At 62.6% G+C, this 19,111-nt stretch carries 20 protein-coding genes; 8 read left to right on the forward strand and 12 right to left on the reverse strand.

Annotated elements, in window-relative coordinates; all coding sequences use genetic code 11:
* The first annotated feature begins 4 nt into the window (after positions 1–4).
* Genes KTJ77_RS09275 through KTJ77_RS09290 form a run of 4 tightly spaced genes read left to right on the forward strand, consistent with a single transcriptional unit; the run spans position 5 to position 3,440 of the window.
* Positions 5–964, forward strand: coding sequence for an ABC transporter ATP-binding protein (locus KTJ77_RS09275; RefSeq protein WP_217338101.1), 960 nt, complete (start codon positions 5–7; stop codon positions 962–964).
* Positions 964–1,722: an ABC transporter permease gene (locus KTJ77_RS09280; RefSeq protein WP_217338102.1), complete on the forward strand. Its 759-nt coding sequence runs from the start codon at positions 964–966 to the stop codon at positions 1,720–1,722. The genes KTJ77_RS09275 and KTJ77_RS09280 overlap by 1 nt, the downstream gene beginning before the upstream one ends.
* Before the next feature lie 18 nt (positions 1,723–1,740).
* Complete coding sequence (locus tag KTJ77_RS09285) at positions 1,741–2,835, forward strand: sensor histidine kinase (protein WP_217338103.1); 1,095 nt, start codon at positions 1,741–1,743, stop codon at positions 2,833–2,835.
* Entirely contained in the window at positions 2,832–3,440 is a 609-nt protein-coding gene (locus KTJ77_RS09290) for a response regulator transcription factor (RefSeq protein WP_217338104.1), read from the forward strand. Before KTJ77_RS09285 ends, KTJ77_RS09290 begins: the two co-directional genes overlap by 4 nt.
* 1 nt (position 3,441) lies before the next feature.
* Here the strand turns inward: KTJ77_RS09290 and KTJ77_RS09295 are convergent, their stop codons facing one another.
* From KTJ77_RS09295 to KTJ77_RS09315, 5 genes are all read right to left on the reverse strand, one after another.
* Entirely contained in the window at positions 3,442–4,080 is a 639-nt protein-coding gene (locus KTJ77_RS09295) for an NAD(P)-dependent oxidoreductase (protein ID WP_217338105.1), read from the reverse strand.
* A gap of 87 nt (positions 4,081–4,167) precedes the next feature.
* Entirely contained in the window at positions 4,168–5,169 is a 1,002-nt protein-coding gene (gene rlmB, locus KTJ77_RS09300) for a 23S rRNA (guanosine(2251)-2'-O)-methyltransferase RlmB (protein ID WP_217338106.1), read from the reverse strand.
* Positions 5,162–6,544 (reverse strand): cysteine--tRNA ligase, encoded by a 1,383-nt coding sequence (cysS, locus tag KTJ77_RS09305; RefSeq protein WP_217338107.1) that lies wholly within the window; start codon positions 6,542–6,544, stop codon positions 5,162–5,164. The genes rlmB and cysS overlap by 8 nt, the downstream gene beginning before the upstream one ends.
* 101 nt (positions 6,545–6,645) lie before the next feature.
* Positions 6,646–7,809: a 2-C-methyl-D-erythritol 4-phosphate cytidylyltransferase gene (gene ispD, locus KTJ77_RS09310; protein ID WP_217338108.1), complete on the reverse strand. Its 1,164-nt coding sequence runs from the start codon at positions 7,807–7,809 to the stop codon at positions 6,646–6,648.
* Positions 7,810–7,883: 74 nt separating this feature from the next.
* On the reverse strand, positions 7,884–8,366 hold the full coding sequence (locus KTJ77_RS09315; RefSeq protein ID WP_217338109.1) for a CarD family transcriptional regulator: 483 nt from the start codon (positions 8,364–8,366) through the stop codon (positions 7,884–7,886).
* 148 nt (positions 8,367–8,514) lie between these two features.
* Here KTJ77_RS09315 and KTJ77_RS09320 point away from each other — a divergent pair, with 148 nt between their 5' ends.
* The gene (locus tag KTJ77_RS09320) at positions 8,515–9,003 is read left to right on the forward strand and encodes a DNA modification methylase (RefSeq protein ID WP_217338110.1); all 489 of its coding nucleotides are present in this window, start codon (positions 8,515–8,517) and stop codon (positions 9,001–9,003) included.
* A gap of 60 nt (positions 9,004–9,063) precedes the next feature.
* Here KTJ77_RS09320 and KTJ77_RS09325 read toward each other — a convergent pair whose 3' ends face one another.
* Both KTJ77_RS09325 and KTJ77_RS09330 read right to left on the reverse strand, forming a co-directional pair.
* Positions 9,064–9,750, reverse strand: a complete 687-nt coding sequence (locus tag KTJ77_RS09325; RefSeq protein WP_217338111.1) for a response regulator transcription factor — start codon at positions 9,748–9,750, stop codon at positions 9,064–9,066.
* A complete protein-coding gene (locus tag KTJ77_RS09330) occupies positions 9,747–11,129 on the reverse strand; it encodes a cell wall metabolism sensor histidine kinase WalK (protein WP_217338112.1) in 1,383 nt (460 codons plus the stop codon). The genes KTJ77_RS09325 and KTJ77_RS09330 overlap by 4 nt, the downstream gene beginning before the upstream one ends.
* A 177-nt stretch (positions 11,130–11,306) precedes the next feature.
* Between KTJ77_RS09330 and phoU the strand changes: the two genes are divergently transcribed.
* A complete protein-coding gene (phoU, locus tag KTJ77_RS09335; RefSeq protein ID WP_217338113.1) occupies positions 11,307–11,978 on the forward strand; it encodes a phosphate signaling complex protein PhoU in 672 nt (223 codons plus the stop codon).
* A 78-nt stretch (positions 11,979–12,056) separates the two neighbouring features.
* Here the strand turns inward: phoU and KTJ77_RS09340 are convergent, their stop codons facing one another.
* A complete protein-coding gene (locus KTJ77_RS09340; protein ID WP_217338114.1) occupies positions 12,057–12,809 on the reverse strand; it encodes a phosphoglyceromutase in 753 nt (250 codons plus the stop codon).
* A 75-nt stretch (positions 12,810–12,884) separates the two neighbouring features.
* Between KTJ77_RS09340 and KTJ77_RS09345 the strand changes: the two genes are divergently transcribed.
* Positions 12,885–13,703: a class I SAM-dependent methyltransferase gene (locus KTJ77_RS09345; RefSeq protein WP_217338115.1), complete on the forward strand. Its 819-nt coding sequence runs from the start codon at positions 12,885–12,887 to the stop codon at positions 13,701–13,703.
* A complete protein-coding gene (locus KTJ77_RS09350) occupies positions 13,700–15,109 on the forward strand; it encodes an NAD(P)/FAD-dependent oxidoreductase (RefSeq protein WP_217338116.1) in 1,410 nt (469 codons plus the stop codon). The genes KTJ77_RS09345 and KTJ77_RS09350 overlap by 4 nt, the downstream gene beginning before the upstream one ends.
* 101 nt (positions 15,110–15,210) lie before the next feature.
* Here KTJ77_RS09350 and KTJ77_RS09355 read toward each other — a convergent pair whose 3' ends face one another.
* The 4 genes from KTJ77_RS09355 to KTJ77_RS09370 all read right to left on the reverse strand — a co-directional run bounded on the left by KTJ77_RS09355 (position 15,211) and on the right by KTJ77_RS09370 (position 19,106).
* The gene (locus KTJ77_RS09355) at positions 15,211–16,620 is read right to left on the reverse strand and encodes an HNH endonuclease signature motif containing protein (RefSeq protein ID WP_217338117.1); all 1,410 of its coding nucleotides are present in this window, start codon (positions 16,618–16,620) and stop codon (positions 15,211–15,213) included.
* 343 nt (positions 16,621–16,963) lie between these two features.
* On the reverse strand, positions 16,964–18,064 hold the full coding sequence (locus tag KTJ77_RS09360) for a folate-binding protein YgfZ (RefSeq protein ID WP_217338118.1): 1,101 nt from the start codon (positions 18,062–18,064) through the stop codon (positions 16,964–16,966).
* On the reverse strand, positions 18,064–18,657 hold the full coding sequence (locus KTJ77_RS09365) for an FABP family protein (protein WP_217338119.1): 594 nt from the start codon (positions 18,655–18,657) through the stop codon (positions 18,064–18,066). The genes KTJ77_RS09360 and KTJ77_RS09365 overlap by 1 nt, the downstream gene beginning before the upstream one ends.
* A gap of 155 nt (positions 18,658–18,812) precedes the next feature.
* Complete coding sequence (locus KTJ77_RS09370) at positions 18,813–19,106, reverse strand: hypothetical protein (protein WP_217338120.1); 294 nt, start codon at positions 19,104–19,106, stop codon at positions 18,813–18,815.
* Between the last annotated feature and the right edge of the window lie 5 nt (positions 19,107–19,111).

Consider the following 19,111-nt stretch of genomic DNA (forward strand, 5'->3'; position numbering starts at 1 on the left):
AGCTATGCACACATCAGCACCGCATTCCACGCGCAGTCGCGAGAAGCCCACTGCCGCTGACACCGCCATCGACCTGCGTGACCTCCGCAAGGGCTTCGGCACGGGCGATCGCCGTGTTGTCGCTGTTGACGGGGTCAGTATCGCCGTCAGGCGCGGTGAAATCGTCGCCCTCCTGGGGCCCAACGGCGCAGGCAAAACAACCACGATCGACATGCTGCTCGGCCTCACACAGCCGGATGGCGGCAGCGTCAGCATCCTGGGTGGGTCACCCTCTGCGGCGACGTCAACAGGTTCCATCGCCGCGGTCCTCCAAACCGGAGGCCTTCTGAGCGACCTCAGCGTCGGTGAAACAGTGCAGCTCATTGCCTCGCTTTACGGTCGTGGCGCCCTGAGTCGTGTGCCAGAAGTCCTGAAAAATACCGACCTCGAAGAGCTGAAACGCCGCCGCGTATCGAAGTGCTCGGGTGGTGAGCAGCAACGCATCAAGTTCGCGCTCGCCCTGATCGCGTCCCCCGATGTGCTCGTTCTTGATGAGCCGACCGCAGGCATGGATGTGAACGCCCGCCGCCGTTTTTGGACCGTCATGCGCGAACAGGCCGAGACGGGCCGCACCATCATCTTCGCGACGCACTACCTCGAAGAAGCAGAACAGTTTGCACACCGCACGATCGTGATGAATCACGGCAAAGTGGTGGCAGACGCGCCCACAGCCGAGCTCCGCTCCAGCCTCGGTGCGCGACTCATCTCCGCGACACTACCAAGCGCAGGACGCGATGACCTGCTCTCATCCTTGGCTGTTGCTGCGGGCATCAGCGATGTTCGCGTCGACGCTGACCGACTGTTCTTGCGCGCTGCAGATTCCGACACCGTCGCCGTGCAGTTGATCACGGCAGGTGCGCACGATCTGGAAGTCATCGCCCCCACACTCGAAACGGCCTTCGCGGCTCTGACGGAGAACTCATAATGACTGCTCTTTCCTTCACCATGCTGCGCCTGGAAGGCGTGCGCCAGCTCCGCAATCCGTACACGCTGGCGTTCACGCTCACGATGCCGGTCGTCATGTACCTGCTATTCGGCGCCAACGCGGGCTACGCTGACCTGTCAGCTGGCCATGGCAATGTCGCCTTTTACGTCATGATTTCGATGGCCGCTTACGGTACAGCCGTCGCCATGAGCTCCATGACATCCCTCGCCGCGAGCGAAGCTCAGCAGGGCTGGGGCCGTCAGCTCGCGATGACTCCGCTCAGTACGGCAGGGTACGCGCTCACCAAGCTCACCGCCGCCCTGTTTTTTGCCGCTCTGGCGCTCGTGCTGGTCTTTGTGGTCGGGTATCTGACGGGTGCCGCTGCCAGCGAGCCGTGGCGTTGGCTCGCTGCCGCCGCGATTATTTTGGGTCTAAGCCTGATGTTCGGACTCTACGGTTTAGGTGTCGGGCTCGTCTTCAATCCCGACTCCGCCGCGGCACTCGCGTCAATTTCGATGACGTTCTTTGCGTTCTTCGGCAACGTGTTCATGCCCCTTGACGGCATCATGCTCGACATTGCCCGCTTCACGCCGCTCTACGGATTCGTCGCGCTCAGCCGATGGCCCCTCACCGACGGCGCGCTCACCACGGGGCAGGTCGACCCGCTGTGGGTGCCGCTAGTGAACATTGCCCTCTGGATCATTTTGTTCGCGATTCTCGTAACCGCCGGCGTGCGGCGCTCGCGTAGCCGTCGCTAGTCTCACTAGGTTGGAACCATGGCGAAAGTGACGCTCGACGTCGAGAAGAATCCGTGGGAGCGCTACGGGTGGCTGATGGCCGTCGTATGGATGGTGTTCCTTGCATACCCGGTGATCGCCCTCGTCACATCGGCTGCGGAGGTCGAGTGGATCATCACGGGGTGGATTGCGCTCGTGGTGTTCGCCGTGGTGTACGTTTACGGCTTCATGCGCGGGTTCCGCTCGGGACGCGTGCCAGGCGATACGCCGCCGCCCTCACAATATGGGGTGCTCGGCGTGCTGTGCCTGTGCGCCCTCGTGTCGATTCCGGCCGAGGGTGCGTCGGCGTTGAGTTTCTTGCCGTTCATTATGTCGTTCACGTCGTACGGACTGTCACGAACCGCACACTGGATCGTCTCGATTAGTGCGACCGTGCTCACCGCGGCTTGCGTCATCTGGGCTCCAGACGGTATCAAAAACTTGGGTCTACTGGTGATCGTGACCCTGCTGTTTGCCGTGAACTCAATCTCCACCTGGCTCATCAGACGGGCTGCCGATGCTGACGTGCTCGGTCGTGAGCTGGCGACAAGCGAGGGCCGCGAAGCTGTCGCGCGCGATGTGCATGACCTCATCGGACACTCCCTCACGGTAATCAATCTGAAGGCGCAACTGGCCGAACGCCTCATTGACACCAACCCCGCTCAAGCCAAGATCGAGCTGGCTCATATTTCAGAGCTCGCCACCGAGGCCATCGCGGGCGTGCGTCAAACCGTGGCAGGGGCGCGCGCGTCATCGTTGCCTGAGCAACTTCTCGCGAGCGTCAACGCCCTCGAATCAGCCGGCATCACCGTTCAGGTCACGGGCGATGCTGCGGTTTTGTCAGCGGCGCAGGGGCTCACGGCCAGTTGGATTCTTCGCGAAGCAACCACCAACATTTTGCGGCATGCGCAGGCGCGCACCGTGTCGATAGCGTTGGAACCCGGAACCATCAGTGTTCGTGATGATGGACGCGGAATTTCTGAGAACGAAGGTAACGGTATTCGTGGCATGCGAGAGCGGGCGGCGACAGCAGGCGCGAGGCTCGTTATGAGCACACCGCATACCGGTGGTGCGCAGTTGGCGGTCATCTGGTGAGCATCAGGATTGTCATCGCCGACGATCAGGCGCTCGTGCGCGGTGCGCTTGCGGCGCTGTTAGCGCTGGAGGAAGACATCGAGGTTGTCGCGGTCGCTGGTGACGGTCGTGAAGCTCTGCGTATTGTCGGAGAGCATACGCCTGATGTCTGTTTGCTCGACATTCAGATGCCGCACATGGACGGCATTGAAACGACGCAGCGGTTGCGGGAAGAATATCCCGACGTTCGCGTGCTCATTGTCACGACGTTTGCGCGGCCAGGCTATCTCCGCTCAGCACTTGAGGCCGGAGCAAGCGGGTTCATCGCCAAAGACACTCCGGCGCACGAACTCGCAGATGCGGTGCGCACGATCCACTCCGGGTTGCGCGTACTCGATCCGAAGCTGACCCAAGATGCTCTCGTCGATGGTGCGAGCCCACTCAGCCCGCGAGAGCGGGAGATTCTGTTGCTCGCCGCCGATGGCCGCAGTGCCGCTCAGATCGCCGCTGACGTGTTCTTGTCGGCAGGTACAGTGCGCAACAATCTGTCAGCGGCGATCGGAAAAACAGGAGCGTCAAGTCGCGCCCAGGCTGTGCGAATTGCGCAGGACAAGGGCTGGATTTAGCTCAGTAACCGACGGTGAACCGCTCGCCGATGTGGCGCCGGTTTTCAATCTCATCGAGCACATCGATACCGAAATCGGCGCCAGAAATGTTGGATTCTCCCGCCTCATCAACCACCAGCACGTCGCCACCGTCACGGTAGGTTCCGGTGCGGGGCCCATCGTTCCACGGTCCAAATCCGCCAGCAGGGTGGATGAAAAACCAGTCGTGAGCGGCGTCAGTCTGCTGCAGATCATCGAGCACGTCGATCATTTCGAGGGCTTCTGCCTTAAACTCTTCGGGAAATCCGGAATCGACCAAGCGTACGCCGCCCTCCGCAATCAGCGAGCCACCGGCGCCGCCGACAACACCCACGCGAACGTCAGCCGGAAGCACATCGATGACATTTGCCACGGCAGTTCGGGTAGCGCCAGCCATGTCACCGCGCGGCGACGTCGCGAAAACGACGACGTCAGCACCGTCCGCCGCGGCCACAATACTCTGCGGGTCAAGAATGTTGCCCTCGGCGTAGAGCACACCGTCCTGTCGTTCAGTCGGCACCGAGCGCGCGATCGACACCGCCTGGTGTCCGCGGGCGACAGCCTCAGCCACGATGTTTTTTCCGGCGTAACCGGTTCCGCCAATGACAGCAATGCGAGCCATGAGAGTCCCTTCGTTTGCTTGCACTCAACCAAACGCAGATGTGCCCCGGATCATTCCGATCCGGGGCACATTTAAAAAACTGTTCTGCTACTTTTTTGCTCCGCGCACGGTGGCCACCTGGTACAGCGCGACCGCTGCCGCGATGCCGGCGTTGAGCGACTCGGTTGCTGCCGAAATCGGGATCGACACGATCTGGTCGCAGTTCTCGGCGACCAAGCGCGACAGGCCCTTACCTTCGGAACCAACCACGATCACGACGGGGCGATCTGCGAGTTCCAGTGCGGGCAGCTGCACGTCGCCATCGCCGTCAAGACCCAGGACGAACACACCCTGCTTCTTGAATTCCTTGAGCGTCGTGGTGAGGTTCGGAGCAACAGCCACCGGGATACGGGCTGCAGCGCCAGCAGACGTCTTCCACGCGGCAGAGTTGACGTGCGCCGAGCGGCGCTGCGGAAGAATCACGCCCTGACCGCCGAAGGCAGCGGTTGAGCGAATGATCGCGCCGAGGTTGCGCGGGTCGGTGATGCCGTCGAGTGCGACAAACAGCGGAACCTGGTCACGGCTGATGACCTTTTCCAGCAGATCCTGCGGGTGCGCGTACTGGTAGGGCGGAACCTTCAGTGCGACACCCTGGTGCACACCGTCGAAGCCGGCCATGCGGTCAAGCTCGGGGCGGGTGACTTCCAGCACCGGAATGTTGCGGTTTGATGCGAGCGACAGCATCTCTTTGACGCGGTCGTCCATCTCCACACGCTGAGCGATGTAGAACGCGGTCGCCGGAATCTTGGTGCGCAGCGCTTCCAGAACCGAGTTACGACCGGTAACGGTCTCGGTGTCATCGGTCGCCTTGGCGCGAGCAGAACGGTTCATGTCTGTTGACCGCTTTGCGCCGACCTTGCCCTGTCCACCAGCAGCGGCGTAGCGCTCCTGAGCGGCCTTACGCTTGCCTGCCGGGTGCCATGCGCGGTCTTCGGCCTTCGGGGTCGGGCCCTTGCCTTCAAGCGCCTTGCGGCCAAGGCCGCCTGTGCCCTTCGTTGCGCCCTTCTTCGAGCTCGACTTGCGTGCTCCCGGGCGTCCTGGCTTAGTCATTGATACTCCAGTGAGTTCCGTCGGCGGTGTCTTCGAGCACGATGCCCGCCGCCGCAATTGCTTCTCGGATGCGGTCTGCCGCACCCCAGTCTTTTTCAGCGCGAGCCTGGGCTCGCTGCGAAATCATGGTTTGCACGAGAGCGTCCAATGCGCTCTCGGCACGAGACGAGGTTGCGCTCGTCGCGGTCAGGTCGAACCCGAGCACAAGCATGGCTGCGTGCACAGCGCGCGCGAGATCGATCGCCACATCGACGTCGCCATCGTCAAGCGCCGTGTTGCCACGGCGCACCGCATCGTGCACGACGGCGAGCGCCTGCGGCACCCCGAGATCGTCGTTCATCGCCTCAACAAACTCGGCGGCAATGGTTCCACCTTCGAGCGAATCTGTGGAGCGAAGCGCGCGTTCGATGAAGGAGCGGATGCGCCCGAGGGCGGCCTCCGCTTCGTCGTAGGTGGACGGTGTGATGTCGAGTGTCGAACGGTAGTGCGCGGTAAGAAGCGCATAGCGCACGACGGTCGCATCACGCTCGGTGAGCACATCGGCGGCGAGTGTGAAGTTGCCAAGCGACTTTGACATCTTCTGGCCGCCAACGGTTACGAGCCCATTGTGCACCCAGTAGGTCGCGAAGTCATCGCCAGCGGCCGTCGACTGGGCCAGCTCATTTTCGTGGTGCGGAAAGCGCAGGTCGAGCCCACCACCGTGGATGTCAAAGGCGTCACCGAGGTATCGACGCGCCATCGCTGAGCATTCGATGTGCCAGCCGGGGCGGCCTGCGCCCCACGGCGACTCCCATACCGCGGAGGCCGGTTCGTCAGCCTTTGCGCCCTTCCACAGCGCGAAGTCGCGCGGGTCGCGCTTGCCGCGGGGGTCGGCGTCAGCGGCTGGTTCCATCGCATCAAGCGACTGATGCGTGAGCGCGCCGTACGCGCCCCACGAGCGCACATCAAAGTACACATCGCCTGCCGCCGCGTACGCGTGGCCGTTGTCGATCAACTGCTGGATGAGCTCCTGCATTTGCGGGACGGACCCAGTCGCGCGCGGCTCATAGGTCGGCACCTGAATACCGACGGCCGCATACGCCTCGGCAAACTCTTGTTCCATGCGGTAGGCCAATGCCCACCATTCCTCCTGGCTGGAGGCGTTCGCGAGAACCTTGTCGTCGATGTCGGTGACATTGCGCACGAACGTGACCCGGCCGTAGGTGTGCTCGAGCCAACGGCGCAACACATCAAAGCTCAACGCCGCCCGCACGTGGCCAATATGAGGGCCAGACTGCACGGTGGGTCCACAAACGTACATCGTCACGTTCGAGGCGTCGAGCGGAACGAACTCGCGCAGTTCTTGCGCTTTCGTGTCGTGGAGGCGAATAGTCACCGCTCTAGCCTACCGGCGGATACCCAGGCGAACCTGTACGCAACATCGCTTCGGCGTCGTGGGTTTCAGCGCGGCGGGAGCGTGGCCGGGCGCCGTGGATTTCAGCGTGGCAGGAGCGCGGCGATCGCGAAGACTTGAACGCCTGCCCCCTCGCCGACGAAACCGAGCCCATCGGTTGTGGTGGCTGCGACCGAGACCGGGGCGCCGAGAATCTGGGACAACACGCGCTGAGCTTCTTCACGCCGTGGCGAAAACTTGGGCCGTGCCGCTTGAATCTGCACGGACACGTTGCCAATTCGATAGCCGGCCTGCTCAACGAGTCGGCGCGTTTCGGCAAGAAAAACGTCAGCGTGAGCGCCCGCAAACTCCGGGCGTGCGGTACCAAAGTGGGTGCCGATGTCACCGAGACCCGCAGCCGAAAGCAGCGCATCAACGATGGCGTGTGACGCAGCATCGCCATCGGAGTGCCCGCTGAGCGCCTGCTCCCCCGGCCACTCCAACCCGGCGAGCCACAAGGTTCCGTCGCCCCCAAAAGCGTGCACGTCGGTGCCGACACCAATGCGCGGCGTGACAGGAGCCAACGCCGCCTTCGCCCGCTCCAGGTCTGCTGGGGTCGTGATCTTGAAACCCATGGCGTCTCCCTCAACGGTCAGCACGGTGTGGCCCGCAGCCTGCATAAGCGCGGCATCGTCGGTGAAGTCATCACCCACGGCCTGATAGGCGGTGAGCAATACATCACGGCGAAAACCTTGGGGCGTCTGCGCGGCGGCAAGTTCAGAGCGATCGACGGCGGCGGTGATCACCGTGCCATCGACACGCTTAATCGTGTCGACAACGGGCATCACCGGAATGATCGCGTGGCCGGTGGCGCGCACGGCATCGATCACCCGATCAATCATCGCTGCCGGAACCAGGGCGCGAGCCGCATCATGCACGAGCACAGTGTCGACGTCACCCCACAACGCGCCCAGGCCGCGCGAAACCGATTCTTGACGGGTGGCCCCACCCGTCACGACGCGGGCAAGCTCGCGGCGATCACCGGCGACGCTGGCAATATCGGCTTCCGCTTCGCCTTCCAACCCAGCGGGAGCCACCACGATCACCTGGCATGGTTCCTTCGTCTGAAACACACGTTCAAGCGCGTGCGACAAAATCGTGCGCCCGGCAAGACCAACAAAGGCCTTCGGGGCACCGGCGCCGAGGCGGGTGCCGGAACCTGCGGCAACGACAATGATGGCAACGCGTGGAACCGGAATGATGCTCACCTACTCACGGTACCGCTCGCGCCAGAAAACACGAATGCCGCCCGAATCATCGAGCGGCATTCGAAAACAATGAACTACGAAGCAAGAACCTCGTCGAGCAGGGTGCCGGCCTTCTCTTCGTCTGTCTTCTCGGCCAGAGCGAGCTCCGACACCAGAATCTGACGAGCCTTGACGAGCATCCGCTTTTCACCTGCGGAGAGTCCGCGGTCTTGGTCGCGACGCCACAGGTCGCGAACAACTTCGCTGACCTTGATCACGTCGCCGGATGCGAGCTTCTCAAGGTTCGCCTTGTACCGGCGGGACCAGTTCGTGGGTTCTTCAGTAAAGGGCGCACGGAGAACGTCGAAAACGCGCTCCAGGCCTTCTTTACCAATGACATCACGGACCCCAACGAGATCGACATTATCTGCCGGTACCTCGATGGTGAGATCCCCCTGTGCAACACGGAGCTTGAGATAGATCTTCTCTTCACCCTTGATGATGCGAGTCTTTACTTCGGAGATCGTGGCCGCACCGTGGTGCGGGTAAACGACCGTCTCGCCGACTTCAAAAAGCATGCAGTTATGTCCCTTCGGCAAACTCCAGGATACCACACGCCCTCTTACGCTAAGGTGTGCGGTTACGCCGCGCCGACACACCGCGTTGGGCAGACTCAATAGTGCCACTAGACTATCCCTGACCCCTTCATCGTCTTTGGGAGGACCTGTGACCTCGCGCGCACTCGCGTCTATCGCTCTCGGAGCTGCCGTTATTCTCGGCGCTACCGGCTGCAACATGATCTCGCCCCAGGCGACAACCATTCCGTATTCGGCTGCGGAGGGCATCAACATTGATGACGCCTCGGGCCCCGTCAAGGTTCGCAACCTCTTCATCGTTGCTGACGAGTCGGGCGAGAATGGCAACCTGATCGGCAGTTTTATAAACAACACCGATGAGGACCACACGGTCAGCATTCAGATCGGTGAAGGCTCCGACGCGATTTCTGTTGAGGTTGAGGTTGCCGCTAAGTCGACCGTAGCCCTCGGCGGCTCAGGCGACACCGGCGCTGACCCCCTTCCGCTTGAGGGCCTGAACGCTGATGTCGGCGCAACGGTTGTCTCCAACATCACGTCGGGTGGCGACACCGTCATGACGCACCTCACGGTGCTCGACGGCAAGATGAGCTACCTGAAGGATCTTGCTCCGAAGAGCTAAGACTTCATAAAAAGACTGGGGCCGCACGTTTCACGGGCGGCCCCAGTCTTTTTTGCGCTGTTAGCTGGCTTCGAAGCGATACCCGAGACCGCGCACAGTCACGAGCAATACGGGCTGCGCTGGATTTTCTTCAATGCGGGAGCGGATGCGCTTGATGTGAACGTCGAGCGTTTTGGTGTCGCCAAAGTAGTCACTGCCCCACACGCGGTCAATCAGCTGACCGCGCGTCAGCACGCGGCCGGCATTGCGCATCAGCACCTCGAGCAGTTCAAATTCTTTCAGCGGCATGCTGATCTCGTTGCCGTCAACCGAAACGGCGTGGCGATCGAGGTCAACCGTGACGCGTTCGCTCTCCAGCACTCGTTCATCGAGCTCCGCTTCGACCGAGTCGTAGCGACGCAGCACGGCACGCATCCGGGCGAGAAGCTCGCGCGAGGAATAGGGCTTCGTAATGTAGTCATCCGCACCAAGCTCAAGGCCAACGACGATATCGACCTCGGAGTCTTTCGCCGTGACCATGATGATCGGTGTCTGCGCGCCCACGCGGATCTGGCGCGCAACTTCGGTGCCAGGCATCCCGGGAAGCATCAGGTCAAGCAGGATGATGTCAGCGCCTCGATCACGGTAGGCAGCAATTGCCGCCGGACCGTCTTCGGCGATCTCGACCTCGTACCCTTCTCGCTTCAGCAGGTACGCGAGCGGGTCAGCGAGATCGGGTTCGTCTTCGACGAGGAGCACACGGGTCATTCCTGATCTTCTCTCTGCGGGGCGGCCGTCACGGCCTTGTTCTGGGGAGGCTTGTTCTGGGGAGACTTGTTTTGGGAAGTTTTCTTGGCGGGAGACTTCTTCGCGCGAGCGGGGCTGTCACCGAGAGCTCGCTTGTCAGCAGATGCGGTCGCCGCCGATTTTTGCTTAGCAGGGCGCGCCGCTACGGCACCGTCAGCCGCTTTCAATTTCTTGTGCTTGGTTCCGCCCCGCTTCTTCGCATGCCCATCAGCGTCAGGCGAAGGCGTGAGCGGCAGGGTGACAGTGAAAGTGGAACCACGCCCAGGACGTGACCACAGGCGTACGTCTCCGCCGTGGCGCTGCACCGCATGCTTCACGATAGACAGGCCAAGGCCCGTGCCACCCGTGCGACGTGAACGCGCCTGGTCTGCGCGGTAGAAGCGCTCAAAGATGCGGTTCTGCTCAGATTCTTCAATACCAATGCCCTGGTCTGCCACGGAGATTTCAACGGCATCTGCCATCTTCTTCACTCCCACACCGACACGGGAACCGGTCGGCGAGTAGGCGATCGCGTTGGCGATCAGGTTGCCGATGGCATCGCTGAGTACCTGCACGTCGCCGCGCACGAAGAGGTTGCGGTCGCCGCCGCGCACAACCTCGACGCCGCGAGATTCTGCGGTCACCGTGTGCATGTCCATGGCGATAGCGACGACCTCATCGATGGACACCGCGCGCGTCTCGGCGAGGCTGTCGGTGGACTGCAACCGCGACAGGTTCATGATGCGCGTCGTGAGGTTACCCAGGCGAAGGGCCTCGGCCTGAATGCGGGCAGCAAAGTGGCGCACTTGTTCCGGGTCATCAGCCGCTGACTCAATGGCTTCGGCCAGGAGCGTCACGGCGCCCACCGGCGTCTTAAGTTCGTGGCTGGTATTCGAGACAAAGTCATGGCGCATGCGCTCCACACGCTCCGCCTCACTAATGTCTCGAACAGTGAGGAGAGTGAGCCTGCCGCCCAGAGCAATGGCGCGTGCTGACACGAGGCGCGTCTCGGTCGAAACATCACCAATACGTAGCCGCATGGAGTGGGTCTCCGGAACGCCCGATGCCCGCGCTTCTTTCACGAGCGCACGCAAGTCTTGATCTTGCAGGGTCGCGCCAGCACGGAACCCGAGCCAGCCTGCCGCCTTTGAGGTCGCGAGAATGAGGTTGGACGTATCGATCACGGCGGCGGCATCAGCCATACCCTCCATGACGAGCGCGAGGCCATCAGGCAGTTCTGTGCTGGATTCTTGCAGGTGCTTGTCACGCGTGCGGTATGCGACGACGATCAATAGGGCGACGCCGCCCCCGAGGATGAGCCCCAGGCATAGCGACAGCAGCGAGAGCTCCAGCGAGTTCATAACTCCAGCGTAGATTGTTCACCTTGGCCTCTGCGGCCAGTTTCCGCGATTTGCGGGGCCTCGCCGTCTACTATTCACGCAGAGGGCACCAATCGTTAACCTTTGGTCACCAGAATCGGATGCGACCTGCCGTGCCCATTTTGCACACCCGATTCAGTCATAACGAAAGGCGTTTTGATGCGCGAAGTATTCCACCAGTCTTTGGACGAGGTGCAGTCGCGTCTCGTCGAGATTTCTGACCTTGTCGCCGATGCCATTGATAAGGCGACGCAGGCTTTTGCTGGCAGCGATGTCACCCTGGCAGACGAGGTCATCACCAACGACCGCCGCATCGACGAGCTTGCCGTCGAACTCGACGAACTTGCCATCGAGATCCTCGCTCGCCAGCAGCCGGTTGCACGCGATCTGCGTACCGTGGTGACGGCGTTGCGCGTGAGCGCATCGCTTGAGCGTATGGGCGATATGGCTGAGCACATTGCTCAGCTGGCCCGCTACCGCTTCCCGGAGCGCGCCATTCCGAAGGGATTGAAGTCGACGTTCACCAAGATGGGTGAGCTCGACGTCGATATCGCTCGCAAGCTGACGGAACTTCTGCGCACGCAGGATCTGCGTCTGGCCGATGTCATTCGTAACGACGATGACGCGGTGGACGAGCTGCACGCCACCGTTTTTGAGAAGGTGCTCTCCGAAAACTGGAAGGGCGAAGCTGGCGCTACGGTCGATGCGACCCTGGCGAGCCGCTACCACGAGCGCTTCGCAGACCACGCCGTCTCGGTCGCGAAGAAGGTTGTCTACCTGGCAACGGGTGACTGGGCAGCCGACACCGACGCGGTTCCGGTTCAGGACTAACGCGGTTCCTCTCCAGGACGAAAACGAACAAGGGCGGCTCGGTGACTGATCACCGAGCCGCCGTTGGCGTTTCAAGACTTAGTGCTTGGCGCCCTGGTTTGCCACGGCGGCTGCGCCGGCAGCTGCGGCCTCCGGGTCCAGGTACTCACCAGCACCGAGCGGCTTCAGGTCAGCGTCGAGACGGTACACGAGCGGAATACCGGTTGGAATGTTGAGGGCAGCGATGTCTTCGTCGCTGATGCCTTCGAGGTGCTTCACGAGCCCACGCAGCGAGTTGCCGTGCGCGGTAACGAGAACGGTTTTGCCCGCCTGCAGGTCGGGAACGATGGCGTTCTCCCAGTACGGAAGGAGGCGGTTGATGACGAGGCTCAGCGACTCAGTGCGCGGCAGTTCACCGTCGATGTCGGCGTAGCGCACATCGTTAACCTGGCTGAATTCGCTCGCGTCGTCGAGTGCGGGCGGCGGCACGTCGAACGAACGTCGCCACAGCTGGAACTGCTCGGGGCCGAACTCCTCGAGCGTCTGCGCCTTGTCTTTGCCCTGCAAAGCGCCGTAGTGGCGCTCGTTGAGGCGCCATGAACGCGAGACCGGGATCCACAGGCGGTCGGCAGCGTCCAGCGCAATGTTTGCGGTCTGGATTGCGCGGCTCAACAGCGACGTGTGCAGCACGTCAGGCAGGAGGCCATTTTCGGCCAGCAGCTCGCCACCGCGACGCGCTTCGTTCTTGCCCTGCTCCGTGAGTCGAACATCGACCCAACCGGTGAACAGGTTCAGCTGGTTCCATTCGCTCTGTCCGTGGCGAAGGAGGATGAGAGTGTAGGGCTCCGTCATGCTCACAGCCTACCGGCGCGCGAAGCCTCGCCGCGTCGCGGGATGTCATACACCGACGCCTGGCAAGATTGAGTCATGGCACGGCGCACGGCTCCCACGGGGCACGCAACTCGCGGAACCACCGGAACCAATCGGTTGCGCCGCGTGGACCGCTGGATTGCCGCGCGTCGCGAGTTCACCTCCGCAGCTTCTCCCCTGGTGGTTGATCTCGGCTTTGGCGCCTCAGGCGTGACGGCATTCGAACTGTATGCGCGTCTGGTGAAGGCGCATCCGACCGTCGAGGTGCTCGGCATCGAGATTGACCCTGAACGGGTCGCCCGAGCAAACGAACAGCTGGCGGAGGTGCGCAGCGGAACCACGGCTTTTCCTGCTGATGCGCGCGTCAGTTTCCTGAAGGGCGGGTTTGAGACGCCCACCGACCGTGCCCCGCAGATTATTCGCGCCTTCAATGTGTTGCGGCAGTACGACGAGGCAGACGTGCTGGCGGCGTGGGCTCTCATGGCTGGGCGTTTGAATCCCGGTGGCCTTCTCGTTGAAGGCACGTGTGATGAGATCGGACGCGTCTCGAGTTGGATCGATATTGACCACACGGCGACTCCTCTTCGTTTGACGGTGTCACTTCGCCTCGCCGGGCTGGTGGCGCCGAGCATCGTGGCGGAGCGCCTGCCCAAGGCGTTGATTCATCACAACGTTGCGGGCGAGCGGGTTCATGCGTACATCTCGGCTCTTGATGATGCGTGGGAACGTAACGCGCCGCTCGGTACCTTCGGCCCCGTGCAACGGTGGCTCGCGACCGTGCGAGCGGTCAAGGATGCGGGGTGGCCGGTCCAGGGTACGCCGTCGCGGTGGCGTCTGGGCGAAGTGACGGTTGATTGGGCGGCGGTAGCACCATGACGGCAGCAGCGATTGTCGGTTCCGGACCGAACGGGCTGGCGGCGGCTATTCGGCTCGCGCAGGCGGGCATCACGGTCACGGTCTACGAGGCCAACGACCGTATCGGCGGTGGCGCTCTTACGTCAGAACTCACGGTTCCGTGGCTCTTGCATGATGACTGTTCCACCGCTCTGCCCGCGGCTCTCGCTTCACCGTTTTTCCAGTCGCTGAATCTCGAGCGGCACGGGTTGCGCTGGCGGCATGCGCCGATTGAGTTGGCGCATCCGTTGCTCGGGCAACGCACGGCGACGCTGTACCGCGATATCGATGAGACGGCGATGGCACTCGGCTCCGATGGTGAGCGGTGGCGGCGGTTGTTCGGACCGCTTGCTGCTCGACCGGAGGCCCTGGCTGAAACCTCGTTTGCGCCGCTGGTGAGTTGGCCGCGGCATCCGATCATGCTGGCGCGGTTGGGGATGCGTGCGTTGCCCCCTGCGACGATGACGGCCAGGTATTTCCGTACGCCGCAGGCGGCTGCCCTGTTTGGCGGTATTGCCGCACACGCGTTTATGCCGTTGACGTCGCTGGTGTCATCGTCGGTTGGCATCATGTTGGGTGCGCTGGCGCACGCGCATGGCTGGCCGATGGCGCAGGGTGGGGCTGGTGCGCTGACGGAGGCTTTGGCTGCAGAGCTGTTGAGTTTGGGCGGGCGTATTGAGACTGGCGTTCGGGTCACTCGCACTGAGGATCTGGGTGCAGACATTGTGATTCTTACGGTGCCGCCCGCTGTTGCTCTCCCCATGATCGGCGATGTGCCCCGTGGTGTGGGTCGTTCGTGGCGACGTTTTCGGCAGGGTCCGTCTGCCTACAAGATCGACCTTGCTGTTGAGGGTGAGGTGCCGTGGCGGGATGAGGAGTCGCGGCGCGCTGGTGTCGTTCATGTCGGCGGAACCATGGCGGAGATGCGTGCGGCTGAGTCGGCGATGAGTCGGGGGCGGATGCCAGAGCGTCCATTCATCCTCACCGCGCAGCCGCACACCACTGATCCTTCGCGGCGGGTCGGCAATGTGGTTCCGTTTTGGCTTTATGCGCACGTTCCGCATGCGTGGGGCGGAGACGAAACTGATCGCATTCTGTCGCGGGTGGAAGAGTTTGCGCCGGGGTTGCGTGAGCGGATCGTGGGCATCAATGTGCGTGGCCCCGCGGCATTGGAAGCGCACAATGCGGCATACGTTGGTGGTGACATTGCGGGTGGTGCGACGTCGTTGCGTCAGTTGGTGATGCGGCCGCGTCTCGGGTCGCTTGGATATCGAACCGGGGTCCCTGGTGTCTATCTGGGCGGCGCATCGACGTCTCCTGCTGCGGGCGTGCATGGGATGAGTGGAATGCAGGCCGCGGAGTGTGCGCTGAGAGATCTAACCCGGTAGGGCGCGAATCGGTGGGTCACGCCCCGGCGGAGCGGAGTCAGGCCATCGTGTCGTCAGGCCATCGCGTCGTCAGGCCATCGCGTCGTTAGGTGGTCGTGTCGTTAGGCGGCGATGTCGTAGCGGGCGCGGCCGCCAAGGCGTGGGGTTTGTGTCGGGTCGACGGTGGCGGGTGGGATGATCCACACTTTCGACGTACGTTTCGTGCCGTCGACGCGGATGTTCCAGCCATTGTCATGAATGCGATGGTGACAGCTCGTACAGAGCAGGACCCCGTTGCTGAGGTCGGTTGGTCCGGTGTCTCGTTGCCACCATCTAATGTGATGGGCTTTTGTCATTTGGGGTGGGAGTCCGCACATGACGCATCCGCCGTCTCGTTCGACGAGGGCGAGGCGTTGAGCCCGGGTGAAGAGTCGCTTTTCGCGGCCCCAGTCGAGAATCTCACCGTCACTGCCGAGGACGGCGGGAATGACACCGCCGCTCGCGGCCATCTGCCTGCAAGTGCTGATGCTGATCGGCTGATCCGTGCCGTCGATCGTCGCGACACCGGTGCCGGTGGTGAGATCATCAAGGCTCACGCGGACAATGACAGTCGCGCCGGTGAGCGGGAGTTCGTTGTTGTCGCATCCGGTCATGTGCTCGCAGATCGCGGTGAGCGCATCTGCTTGCAGTTGCGCAACCGTGCGGCGATCATCACCCGGCATGGTCCACCCCTCGGGAGCGTCCCCGGTGGCGGTGCCTTCGCACGTTTCACTGTGACCGGCGGCGGCGTTGGCGTTGGTGTTGCGGGCTTGGAAGGTCGCAGTGACCCAGGCTTGGATCGCATTCTTAATCGGGGCGCCCGACGCGACGTCGGTGCGGAAGTTGACGAACAGGGACCCGTCGCGCTCAAACATGGTCAGTGACCGGCTGGCGCGGGCCTCATCTTCGCGGGGTTCGACACCGTCGGGGTTCAGCCAGGCCTCGGCCCGGGTGACAAGTTTGCGGACGTCATCACACGAGAGCCCCGCAGCACCCTCCACCAGAAGAGCTTCGGCTTCACCGACCTGTTCGATGCTGGCGTGCAGGCGGGCACGGTCAAGCATCCCAACGATGAGCGATCCGGCTGCTGCGGCAATCGTGCCCCGCTGCAGCGCGTCTTGCACTGCCGGATATTTCGGGGGCAACTTTTCGCCGAGCAGGTTCGACCGCGGCGCGGTCGCTTTACCTAGTTTTGTGAGTTTTGACGCATCGCCGGTCGTGCCACCGGTGGTTGCCGCGATCAGCGTCGCCGAGTTGCGAAAACCCTGCTGTTTCGCGAGCCCATCCGGCCCCAACTCAGGCCGTGACTCATGCTCGATTCCTGCGGCGACTTCCGCGCGGAGTCCGTCGAAGCGTCGTTGCAATGTTCCCATCGCGGCATTCACCGCCAGCAGCTGCGTGCGGTCTAAATCGGTGCCACATTCCGCATCGCACCACGCCGACTCGAGCGCCGCAACGGCTTCGAGAAGAGGGGTGAGATGTGGATTGGTCATACCCCCATTTTAGAATACATATTCGAAGGATGCAAGCATTTTCTCAAGAATTCTCCCGATTCTTTCGAACGCACATATGGGATCACATTTGCTAGAAGAACGCGTCCTCGGCGCTGGGAGACGCGCCACTCAGACCTGGAGAGCGACGAGAGCAACCCTCACCAACCGCGTGCGGAGAACGTCGCGCGGTAAGACGCTCGACCTGGCACGATTATGCCGCGAGCCTCCGACACACGCCCCACCCACCCCGCAGCGCAAGCACCCGCCCCGCACAACACGCACCGCACGCGTGCGACAGCATGCCAAAGGCACTCCCCCGCCCGCGTCAAGACGCGGAACGGCCTTAGTCCTGCTTAAGCGGACGCCGCGACAATCGAGTCAACCGTGGCACGTTGGCAGTGGCGCCAGCGTCGGCCGGAACAATGACCTCCTGGGCCGCCGAAATGACAGCCTCATCGAGGTGAACGCTCAAGACCGCGTCCGCAGGCACGCGACGACTGACGATGGCCAGAGCAATGGGTCCGAGTTCATGGTGCATCGCCGCCGACGTCACCGTGCCGACCTCGTCTTCGCCATTGAATACCGTCGTTCCGGGCGCCGGAATCACGCTGTCACTGCCATCGAGATGAAGCATGACAAGGCGACGCGGAGGGTGGCCCAGGTTGTGCACCTTGGCAACCGTTTCTTGCCCGCGATAGCACCCCTTGTTGAGGTGCACCGCGGAGCGCAACCAGTCGACTTCGTGCGGAATCACGCGGTCATCGCGTTCGTTTGCCCACCGCGGACGCCATGCCGCAATGCGCAGAGCGTCGACAGAGAGAAGTCCGGCGGTGGTGACGGAACCACGCTGTGCGATAAGAGCATCCCGTTGCGCGGGCGTCACAATGGCTTCGCGCCAAGCACGCTCGGCACCAGGGTGTTCAGCAACGTGCGAATACTGCCAACCACCAGGTGCAACAGCGCTCCACGGATCGACCCAAATGCGAGCGTCATCACCGAGAACGCTCTTCACAAGTTCTTCCGCGCGACCACCAGCGTTGTAGCCGACGAGAACCCAGTCGGTCGTCGCAGCAATCTCCACCTGCGCCCGGAACCGCATGCGCATCAACCACGTAGCCAATGGTTCCGCATCGTCGATGTCGACGAGCAGATATGAGGTTTCACCGTCATCGAAGACGCCAGCGGCGTGTTCCACACGGCCCTGCACGTCGAGCACCAGAAGTTCAGTCGAGTCACCAGCAGCGAGTCGGTCGACGGCCTGCGAAGTGATGGAGTTCAGCCAGGTCAGGCGGTCTGGTCCGGTCAGGGTGACGACAGCGCGATCCGCGAGTTCAGCCAGGGCTGCGCCGCGGTCCAACGCACGCTGCTCACGCAACGGCTCCCCATAGTGGGCGATACCGTGATCGCCGGCGACAGCGCCGGGCAAAGACGCAAAACGGCTCATCAGGAAACCTTTGCTAGGCGTGCGGAAGCGTGCGATCCGAGCGGCGCACCGAGCGCTGCGATATCCCACGCCCACAACAGGTGTGATTCAACGAGTCCGTACATTCGCGAGGCCGCCGTGTATGGCTGAGCCGATGCGCTCCGCACGACAGCGTCGGTTGCGATGTCGATACGCGGGCCGTTGACCTGACCGAGGTAAAGCTCACTCATGCCATCGGAGTGCACGACATTGACCTCAATGTCGAAGCCCCCACTCGGTTGGCGAAGCGCCTCGACGTCGTGCACGGTGCGCACGACAGGCGCGGCGGTCGCAGGCAACAGCCCGGGGCCAGCATCGGCCTTGGTTTGCGGGCGCACCAGGCGCCAGAAACCGGCCTCACTGACCAGCGCACGCTGCGAGTCCACCATGACCGCTGTCGCCGAATAGTTGAGGAAGCTACTACCATCGTGGCTAAAGCTCACTCGGTGAGTGAACTCACCGGAATAGTGCTCGTCACCGACGTGGTAGTCGATGACACCAACGCCCTCCCAGACTCCAAGAAGCCACGAGAGCGGAACGAGATCCGCCGGAAGATCGCTCGGCAGCTCGATCATTCGCTTAGCGCTGGCCGCGGAACAGGTTCCAAAGGACGGCGCCCGACACGAAAGCAATAGCCGCCCCGGCGAGTCCCAGGAGACCTACGAAGAAGAGTTCAAGCGCAAGATAGTCCATGTCTTTACTCTAGCGCGCTCTCGCACCTCTTCGACACCTAAGCGCCAGCCATCACCGCAGCGAGGCCAAACCCGACCGAAACAACACCCATCACGATGAGCGCACCGAGCATGCTCACGCCGACACGTCGGATGAAATCGTTCGGCCGACCGTATGCAACCTGAATGCCAAACGCGAGAATGAGACACCCTCCGAGCGCAACAGTCAGCCACTGCGGGCGGGCTTCAGCCGGAACAAAGATTCCGATTGCCGAGGCCGCAAGCAATCCGGCGACCCACACGGCGATGACGCCAGGAAACGACGATCGCGGAGCCAGTTCAGGTGTTGACACCTCGC

Source organism: Microbacterium sp. NC79 (assembly GCF_019061125.1).
GTDB lineage: Bacteria > Actinomycetota > Actinomycetes > Actinomycetales > Microbacteriaceae > Microbacterium.